8 protein-coding genes and 1 pseudogene are annotated in these 8,966 nt (G+C 46.8%); 4 read left to right on the top strand and 5 right to left on the bottom strand.

Annotated elements, in window-relative coordinates; translation table 11 throughout:
- On the top strand, positions 1-1,991 hold a 1,991-nt coding region (locus RMO84_RS14890; RefSeq protein ID WP_310489229.1), incomplete at its 5' end, for a bifunctional serine/threonine-protein kinase/formylglycine-generating enzyme family protein.
- Between the two features lie 139 nt (positions 1,992-2,130).
- On the opposite strand, the gene RMO84_RS14885 is transcribed toward RMO84_RS14890, so the two are convergent.
- The 5 genes and pseudogenes from RMO84_RS14885 to RMO84_RS14865 all read right to left on the bottom strand — a co-directional run bounded on the left by RMO84_RS14885 (position 2,131) and on the right by RMO84_RS14865 (position 7,939).
- Entirely contained in the window at positions 2,131-4,359 is a 2,229-nt protein-coding gene (locus tag RMO84_RS14885) for a glycoside hydrolase (RefSeq protein WP_310489228.1), read from the bottom strand.
- Positions 4,360-4,739: 380 nt separating this feature from the next.
- Positions 4,740-6,044, bottom strand: coding sequence for a hypothetical protein (locus RMO84_RS14880; protein WP_310489227.1), 1,305 nt, complete (start codon positions 6,042-6,044; stop codon positions 4,740-4,742).
- 200 nt (positions 6,045-6,244) lie between these two features.
- A complete protein-coding gene (locus RMO84_RS14875; RefSeq protein WP_310489226.1) occupies positions 6,245-7,306 on the bottom strand; it encodes a DUF2235 domain-containing protein in 1,062 nt (353 codons plus the stop codon).
- 125 nt (positions 7,307-7,431) lie between these two features.
- Complete coding sequence (locus RMO84_RS14870; RefSeq protein ID WP_310489225.1) at positions 7,432-7,680, bottom strand: type II toxin-antitoxin system HicA family toxin; 249 nt, start codon at positions 7,678-7,680, stop codon at positions 7,432-7,434.
- Between the two features lie 56 nt (positions 7,681-7,736).
- A pseudogene (locus RMO84_RS14865) lies at positions 7,737-7,939 on the bottom strand (type II toxin-antitoxin system HicB family antitoxin).
- Positions 7,940-8,124: 185 nt separating this feature from the next.
- Between RMO84_RS14865 and RMO84_RS14860 the strand changes: the two are divergent.
- Genes RMO84_RS14860 through RMO84_RS14850 form a run of 3 tightly spaced genes read left to right on the top strand, consistent with a single transcriptional unit; the run spans position 8,125 to position 8,859 of the window.
- Complete coding sequence (locus RMO84_RS14860; protein WP_310489223.1) at positions 8,125-8,331, top strand: hypothetical protein; 207 nt, start codon at positions 8,125-8,127, stop codon at positions 8,329-8,331.
- A gap of 28 nt (positions 8,332-8,359) precedes the next feature.
- Complete coding sequence (locus RMO84_RS14855; RefSeq protein WP_310489222.1) at positions 8,360-8,578, top strand: hypothetical protein; 219 nt, start codon at positions 8,360-8,362, stop codon at positions 8,576-8,578.
- Positions 8,575-8,859, top strand: coding sequence for a type II toxin-antitoxin system mRNA interferase toxin, RelE/StbE family (locus tag RMO84_RS14850; RefSeq protein ID WP_310489221.1), 285 nt, complete (start codon positions 8,575-8,577; stop codon positions 8,857-8,859). The genes RMO84_RS14855 and RMO84_RS14850 overlap by 4 nt, the downstream gene beginning before the upstream one ends.
- Positions 8,860-8,966: the final 107 nt, after the last annotated feature.

The following is an 8,966-nucleotide window of genomic DNA, read 5'->3' as shown; positions in this document are numbered from 1 at the left end:
GATTGACTATGCAACCCGGACAATTATTATGCGATCGCTATCGGATCGAGAAATCTCTAGCCAGAGGTGGATTTGGGGAGACTTTTCTGGCGGTAGATACCCATTTACCCAGCAAACCACAGGTAGTAGTCAAACTGCTCAAACTGATTAATAGCGATCCCGAAACCCTCAAAGTCGCGCAACGTCTGTTCGATACGGAAGCGGAAACCTTAGAGAGATTGGGAAAAGATAATTCCCGAATTCCCACTCTCCACGCTTATTTTGAGTTGAGGGGTGAGTTTTATTTAGTGCAAGAATATATCAAAGGAGAGACACTGACAGCGGAATTACAACAGCGGAAAATCTCTGAGTCAGATACCATCGCCATTCTCCATGAAATTCTTACCGGATTGACAACTGTTTACCCTAATATTCACCGCGATCTCAAGCCCGATAATATTATTCGGCGAGATAGCGATGGCAAGTTAGTACTCATCGATTTTGGCGCAGTGAAACAAGTACGTGCCGCTACTGTCACCACACCAAATCCAGCGATTAGTAGAACGATTGGTATCGGTACTCAGGGATATATGCCCAGCGAACAAGGCATCGGTTATCCTAAACTAGCAAGTGATATTTATGCGGTCGGCGCGATCGGAATTCAATGTTTAACTGGATCTCTACCCCATAAATTATTTGATGAAGATAGTTTATCGATCGAGTGGCAACATTTACGTCAAGTAAATCGGGATCTTGCTAAAGTTCTCGATCGCATGACTGCACCAGATTATCGTCAGAGATATGCTAATGCATCTGAGGCTTTAGATGCGATCGAGTCCTTAATTTATTCACCCATTCCACCAACACTTCCGCCACAAACACCAGTCTCAGCAGAAGTCACAACAAATTCCGTGGCTCATTCCTTGCCCTCGCAACCAGTGGAGTCGCCTGTCAATCAAGGAATAAAACCGCCACCACTAAAACCGATCCAACAGCCTGTTAACAAACAGATAAAAATGCTATTGAGGGGGATCGATCGACGTGTTTTTTTGAAGTGGCTGGGACTTGGAGGAGTAGGTGCAGCTTCAGCCTTAGCACTCAATCGAACTGGCAAAAAATCATCTTCAAACAAGTCTGTTTCCGGCTCTAAAACTTCAAAGTTAACTAGTAATATTCCTAAGTTAACCAAAATTCAATTCACCTCGATTAAACTCGATCGTCAAGGTATTGTTATCGACAAACCAGTAGGTAGTGCGGAGATATTTACAGAGTCGCTGGGTAACGATGTTGGGCTAAAGATGGTCAAAATTCCAGCGGGTAAATTCTTGATGGGTTCACCAGAAGATGAGAAAGATCGACAAAATGATGAGAGTCCCCAGCATCAGGTGAGCGTCTCCGAATTTTATCTCGGTCAAACCCTAGTTACTCAAGCTCAGTGGCTAGCAATTATGGGTAATAATCCTGCTTATTCTCAAGGTAACGATCGATTACCAGTCGAGCAAGTCAGTTGGCTGGATGCGATGGATTTTTGTCGTAAATTGAGTCAAAAGACCGGGAAAACCTATCGACTTCCTAGCGAAGCAGAATGGGAATATGCATGTCGAGCAGGAACTACTAGCCCCTTTGCTTTCGGCGAAACAATTACACCCGCAGTGGCTAATTATGATGGTGACTCTTCTGCTAGAGGGGCTGATAAGAGCAGATATAAGCACAAAACAACCCCTGTCGGTAGTTTCCCTCTAAACCTGCTTGGTTTGTCCGATCTGCACGGTAATTTGTGGGAGTGGTGTTTGGATGAATGGGTGGATAGCTACAAAGGCGCACCGGATGATGGCAGTGCCAGAGGCGATCTTAATTCGCGAGATGGGAAGAAAAGAAGAGTGCTGCGCGGCGGTACCTGGGGCTATGATGCTTCCTACTGTCGTTCGGCTAACCGCGAATACATTGCTGCGTCGCGTCGCAGCGGCCTAATTGGTTTTCGGGTTGTCTGTATACTGTCGAGGACTTCTTAATTCTCTGCTGTTTTAGCCTTTTCCGCTTTTTCCTTGTTCACTGCTAAGAAGATGATATACATCTCATTGCCATTATTTGATTACGGGAAGCAGTAGAGGATAGAGATCGTCCTCTACTCTCTACTCCCTACCCTCTAACTTATGGAACTTGCAAGCTAATCCAACCCTGCTCTGGAATGTGCTGGCGATAACGACCGCAATCGGAGAACATCAACGCCATTTGTAGCCCATAGTCGGGTTCCAAATTGAGATCTTCCCACGGAACGGCAATTTCCAGACATTTATCCCAAGCTACCACAGCATTACTCGATCGAGCCTCCCAGCGATCGTAATCCATCGCTTCTTGCAGCCAAGTATGCTTGGTGGTCAGATCGATGAGCAGACGATGGTGGAACCGATAATTAGTTGGTGCTTGACGGGGTAATTCTGCCAACGGAATCGGGCTGTTGTGCATGATTTCTTTGGGATAGAACCAGACTAGATTCAACTCATTGGGAATCTCCAATCCTGGTTTGACGCCAGCTTTGAAGTCCAGTCGCACGTAGAAATTCCGGTGATCGGCACCATAAAAGACCCGTTGAATCGCGCTAGCTTGGTGCATCGTGCCGCTAGCACCGCCAATTTCCAAGCGTCCGGCAAAATTCCAGTCTTGCTCGTCGCCACTACCATCGATCGTCGGGTGGATAAAGCCCTCTGGACGATAGGTAGTTCGCCGCTCGTGGGATTCGACAGGTTGACGCAGTTCGGGCGGTACAGGCTCATTTAAAGCCTGATAGAGGGCGATGAGATGTTCGCGGAAGAGTTGGTCGAACATTGCATCCTGGTTGGAAGAATGTCCGTAGCCAAACCACCAGAACCAATCCGAACCTTCGGCAGCATAGAGAGCTTCCCAGGCTGCGGGATTAGTTGTTTCAGTCGCTTCGGGATGGTTGGCGAGAACCTGACGAGCCGCTGTGAGCAGATCCCAGGCGCGGTTTTTGGCAGGATCGCCAATCCAAGTTGTCAGGCTGCCATCTACCCACGAGCCAGTATGGAGGGATGCTGGGGGGAAACTGGCCGTCGGGGGAAATTCATCTAGGAATTCTGAGACGGTGACGAGTTTGATGCTCTCATCGTCACTCAGGGTTTGATAGAGATGTTCGAGGAACGGTTTGCCGTCCAGATGATAGTGTTCCCAGCAGTTTTCGCCATCGAGGGCGATCGTCACCAGCCAAGGTTGCTCTAAACTGGAGCCTTGATGTCCTTCTTTGGCAATCAGGGATTTGGAGATCGAATGTAAATGTCCGACTAAATCTGCCGCTGCGGCTTCGGGCTGCATCCCGCTATAGGTAAAGCCAATTAAGTCCGATAAACGGTGATCGCGGAAGACCATCGATAAATCGCCATCGGGCGTGCTGACTTGGTAGGGGCGATACAATAGCTCGGGATCGAGAACATTGCCATAACCGTCGCGATGGAAGTACCGATCGATCGTATTGCCCAGAATCGACTCATCCGTACACAACCATTTAAAGCCCTGCCGCGCCACATAAGGTAACATCTCTGGACTGACGGCCTGTTCTGACGGCCATAGTCCCCGAGGTACGCAGCCAAAGCGATCCTTGTACATGTCCCAAGCTTTGCTCAGGTGGCGCGGAATATCTTCAGCCCACTGAAATCTTTGCTGGGGGAGATCCATATTCGGAATGGCGACCCGTCCGACGTTGGTATCGGCTAATAGCGGTAAAATTGGGTGGGTGTAGGGCGTAGTCGTGACCTCTAGCTGTCCCGATTCCTGCATCTTCCGGTGTTGGGGGACGATCCGCCGCAAGATTTCGCGCTGCTTGGAATAAATCCGCTGGCGATCGCTCAAACTAAAGTCTCTGTCTTGTGTTAACCAATGCGCGATCTCTGGATCTTCCCAAAATAATGGGTCGAACCAGGCGAGGTTATGCCATGCCAATAAGTCCCCATAGTCTCGATCGATCCAATGCTCCAGACACCACGGCTCGCCATGTTCGTGCCGCTGGTGGTACAGCTCGCCGTAGCGCGGATGGGGGTCGATCAGGGTATGATGATTGGCGTCAAAAAAGTGCCGAATAATAAACTGTTTCTGCTGGGCTTGCAACTGTTCGACCGGCATCAAAGCTAGTTCTAAATAGGGGTCGAATGCTGTCCCCGCAATATAATCTTCTAACTGCAAAATCAGCGATGGAACTAGGTTCACCGTCTGATGCAGCTTGGGATATTTTTCTAATAATAAGATCAAATCTAGATAATCTTTTGTCCCATGCAAGCGCACCCACGGTAATCGGTACTTACCATCGCGGTACTTGTACAGTGGTTGATGCTGGTGCCAGATAAAGGCGACGTGGAGAGGATGCGGCATAGATGAGTTATAACTTCATTGTTGTAAGTACGCGCTAATCGATTCCGATCGCGATTACCTATCGGTAGGCTGCGCCAACGATACGTGCCATGCGGATCGATCGGGCTGTCAGATTGTGGCCGATAGTTTGCGATCTTAACTTACTTCTTTTGGCGAACGCACACTTCGATCGAGATTTGACTGGGGATCGCGCGGTGGGTTTACAAGACTTAATCTAGGGGGTAGGGGTTAGGGGATAGGGGATGGGGGGATAAAATAAATCTCCCGCTATTAGCGGGAGAGAGAAGAGAAAATATTAATTATCGGAAATACCCTTCAAAAGTTATGTCTGATTGCCTTTTAGTGCCGATCCCTATTCCCTATTCCCTACCCCCTATCCCCTAATTAATCCGCTTAAGCAAAATCGAAATCGTTTTCTGTCCCGTAGGTAATGGAATTTTGAGAGTAACGTTATCGCGATCGAGACACTTGTAAGCAGACTTGATTGCTGGTTTATCGCGATCGCCAAAGATGACAAATAAGCGATCGCCAGTGAGCTTCAAACTATCGCCCAGAGTTAGCTTGGCATTCAGTCGTTGATAATTTTGGGAGTTAAATGTCAAGGTGCTATCGGGATTGACCTGAAATCTCGCGCTGGCACTACCAGATAATCCGACACCAATTCTGTCGATCCTGGCTCCAGTTTCTTTCGTTTTCAAGGTATATCTTTGTTCGAGATCGACGGCTTCAAACGCCGCATTACCATTGCGTTCGATCGTTAACTTGGCATATCCCAGCATCTGCGGATCGGTAACTTTAGCTTGGGTGAAAGTTTGGATAACTGGCTGCCAATATCCGCTCAGATCGGCGACTTGCCAAGTGCCCACATAGCAATATGGTTCTCCAGTCGGTTGGGGTGGCAGCGGTACTGCTGGAGCTGAGGGATTTTTAGCCTCTTTGGTCGGTAATGGCTGTGGCGGAGGTGTGGGGTTAGTGACTTCTTTGGTCTGTAGTAACTCTGAGGGGGCTGGCGGTGGCGGTGGTGGCGGTGCTGTTTCTGGGGTAGGAGTTACTGCTGCCAGTTGGATTTTTGCTGGTGGAATCGCGGCAATCTTGTTGACATCGACCGGACGCAGCACCAGCCGAGACTTGGATTTCCGGCCAGGTGTGGCTGTTGCCATAAAATCATACCGTTGACCGCGACCGGGATTGGTCGTCGTCAAACAAATATGGGAGACTTCACTGACAGCCGGAAAGCTAAATCTGGACTCGACTAGAGTACTCACATTAGCTTGCGACTTGCCGATCGCATTATTATGAAAAAACCGCAATGCCTTTTGCTGGTCGTAGATCGCAAATTTGAGAATACCCGCTCCACCCGTTTTGACTTTGAGGGTAATGCGAGTGTTTGGTTCTGCTGACAATCCATAACAGACTTCCCCTTGGGGATTGTTAGGTGAGGCAGCCAGCACACCAGTATATTCCTTGCCCAATGCCATCGGCACGGTGGGCGCAGATTCTACCGCGAATGCAGCTAGGGGACTAATGAGTGTGAGGAGCGGTAAAATCCGCAGAGTTGCTAACTGGGACATATTTGTAGATCGACACTCGATCGACAACAGCGTTTGTGCCCGTCCGCATCTGACGATCCTGATGGCCGAACCTGCAAGTCGATCGAGTACTATATAGTACTCGTATAGATTCATGTTTCCCAATTACACCTCAGATCGACCATTTCGATCGGGAAAAAATACTAAATTTCTTAAACATCGCTCGATCGACTTAGCCGAATCAGCGGCTCTGCCAATACGCGTTCGCTATTTTTCGGTCACGACACGAGTTTGGAGAGCGTAAATATTTCGCCATTGTCATTTATCGATGTTAGCGCAATGTCGATCGTACTACATCAACAAAAATTATTGAGTAGGTGTTGATGGGTCGCAACGAGATTCTGCGGGCGATACCATTTACAAGCTTGCCATCTTGTAAATACACTCACATCGAAAGTTGCATCGAGCGGCACCTGTCGCCAACTTTTACCAACGGGAAGTTGCCAGCTAGATTCGATCTCCGCTGTCGGCTTGGTGGCGATCCCATCTTCGATCTTGCGGCGATCGAATTTTAAACCCAGATCGAGCTGTTCTACTGTGTCAATCGTCCACAACAATGCCGCGTTGGAAAAACCACTATTGGCACGCGTGCCGCCACCGACGCAGCCGTGCCCCCCAGGAAACCAAACTTCGGTGACTTGTCCTGGCTGTGCTGCTTGCATTGGTGTAGGTGAGAAGGCTTTGCGGTTTTCATCGATCGCGATCGCGTGGAGAGCATGGGCGATTTTGCTACTGAGTTTAGTATTGTGAAATTGATATTTTTTGTATAACAATCGATCGATAAAAGCTGGCATCCACATGAGCCGAGGAATACCTAAAGCACCAACAGTATCCCAACAACTTAATAACGTAATCTCGGCAATCTCTTGATAATCTGCGCCAAAGCGATCGGTCATTTCCTGACGAAATTTCACCACGCGATCGAGTTCTCTAATCTTCACCTGTTCGCGCGTAGCGGTATCTCGATCGACAAATTCACCCTTGGCTGCTTGATAAATTTGATAAGCTGACGGGATCAGCCGGATGCCCTGACGCGGCAATATTCCTACAGATCGAATCAAGCCGACTAAACTCCGAACGGTATATGCGCCCCGACTAAATCCAAATAAAAAAATTCGATCGCCTGGAGCATAATTCAGACATAAAAAGCGGTAGGCATCTTGAATATTTTTATCGATTCCCCAGCCTAAGATACCGCCAGCAATTCGATCGATCCAATTGCCAGTACCGATGCCTTCACTATAGAAAACGAGCTGACTGCGATCGCTTAATGCCTGAGTAATTTTGACAACATTAGTGGGATAAGGACTAGAAATCTTTTGCCATGTGCCATCACAACAGATAATTAATTGCTTCATGAATAAACCCTCTTATGACTTTTTTAGGCAGTCGATTATGAATAATTCTTAAAATCTCAATCGAACCCACCCTTACTCAGCAACAATCGTTGGTATAGCCTACCGGAGGTAATCGAAATCATCGACTACAAATCTTGCCATGCAGCTTCTTCTTCTGGTTTTAACCAGTCTTCCTGAAGGATCGTTTCACTGAGCAATTCAGTTTCCTCAGTAGATCGATCGGATTTACCCTCAAACATTGACAATAAGCCTGCTGTTTTGAGTAAATTGCGGAGCAATCCTATTTTCATGTCCTGGTTGCGATGAATCGGAACGGAAATTCTCGCAGGATTACCAGATTGACCATAGATGTGATGACTACATTGAATCCGCAATAAATCTCAGCCGTTAGCTTCTAGTAGTTTGGCTAACTCCTTCCCAGACATCGACTTCATATCGCCAGTTCTAAAATTTGGGATTTGCTATCCATTTCTAACTGGCTACGATCGATAAACAACCTTCGATCGCTTCATGCAGATTAGATATCAATTCATCCCAGCTATCGCCTTCTGTCGCACAGCCTGGGATTGCGGGTACTTCTGCCCAATAGCCGCCTTCGTTGGCGAAGCCTCTCCCAAAGGAGAATCGCTTCATGGACGATTACGGTTAGTTTCATTAGTCGATCGGTAAAATATACGTCCTATTTTAACACTGCTGGGATTGGGCTTGGATTGAGATCGAACATTACCATCCACACATCCAGATCGATATCTGCTAGCGGGGTTGGGTGGGTTCGATTACTTGTAAAATAGTAGCAAACCTATTTTCTGAAATAAACTATGACTTTCAGTGATTTAGTCGAAACTGTAAAAGATCTCTCGATCGATGAAAAAGAGGAGCTTCAAATGTTGTTGGAGCAATATCTTCGGGAGGAACGCCGTGAAGAGATTTATGAAAACTTTAAGTTAGCACGGAAAGAAGAGCAACAGGGCGAGCTAAAATATTCTACCGATATCAATGAACTCAAGCGATCGATCTCAGTTTGAAAACTTATAAATTATAAGCAGGAGATGAATGATGATTTTTCAAGAAATAGTTGACTCGCTTCGCAGCTTATCAACAGAAGATCGAGATCGCTTATTTGAGTTGATTCGCCAGCAAAAGATGGAAGAGCGAGAGAATGAAATATTGGCTAATGCACGGGAAGTTTTTAAAGCTGTAGAGATGGGAACAGCTAAAAAGGGGACTTTTGAGGATATAAAGTCATATCTATTGGCGGATGATGAAGAATGATTTTAACGACCGATCCGAGTTTCAAAAGGAGCTTTAAGCGATTAACCAGAAAAAATCCACAATTACAAGACAAAATATTAGATGTTTTAGAATTGTTGAGCAAAGATCCTTTTGCTCCATCTTTAAAATCTCATAAGTTAGCTGGTAAATTAGACGGGTTATGGTCTTGTTCTGTGGCTTATGACTGTCGAATTATTTTTGCGTTTAGGAAAGATACCACGACAGAGGAAGATTTAATTGTATTAGTTGATATTGGCAGTCACGATGAAGTTTATGAATGAGATAGATTAAATTGCGATCGAATCGAACATCACCATCCCCAAAACGCGATCGATCGAATCCCCACCCACATATTCGCCTGTACGGGTTCGTAGGGGCGGGTTTATGC

The sequence above is a fragment of the Chamaesiphon sp. VAR_69_metabat_338 genome, assembly GCF_031423935.1.
Taxonomy (GTDB): domain Bacteria; phylum Cyanobacteriota; class Cyanobacteriia; order Cyanobacteriales; family Chamaesiphonaceae; genus Chamaesiphon.
The sequence above is the reverse complement of the archived record's forward strand: the minus strand, read 5'-3'. Positions and strand labels throughout refer to the sequence as shown.

What these genes read in the sequence shown, in the direction of transcription:
- RMO84_RS14885 (WP_310489228.1), bottom strand. Translation starts at nt 4,359, where the DNA reads ATGCCGCATCCTCTCCACGTCGCCTTTATCTGGCACCAGCATCAACCA.
- RMO84_RS14880 (WP_310489227.1), bottom strand. Translation starts at nt 6,044, where the DNA reads ATGAATCTATACGAGTACTATATAGTACTCGATCGACTTGCAGGTTCG.
- RMO84_RS14875 (WP_310489226.1), bottom strand. Translation starts at nt 7,306, where the DNA reads ATGAAGCAATTAATTATCTGTTGTGATGGCACATGGCAAAAGATTTCT.
- RMO84_RS14860 (WP_310489223.1), top strand. Translation starts at nt 8,125, where the DNA reads ATGACTTTCAGTGATTTAGTCGAAACTGTAAAAGATCTCTCGATCGAT.
- RMO84_RS14855 (WP_310489222.1), top strand. Translation starts at nt 8,360, where the DNA reads ATGATGATTTTTCAAGAAATAGTTGACTCGCTTCGCAGCTTATCAACA.
- RMO84_RS14850 (WP_310489221.1), top strand. Translation starts at nt 8,575, where the DNA reads ATGATTTTAACGACCGATCCGAGTTTCAAAAGGAGCTTTAAGCGATTA.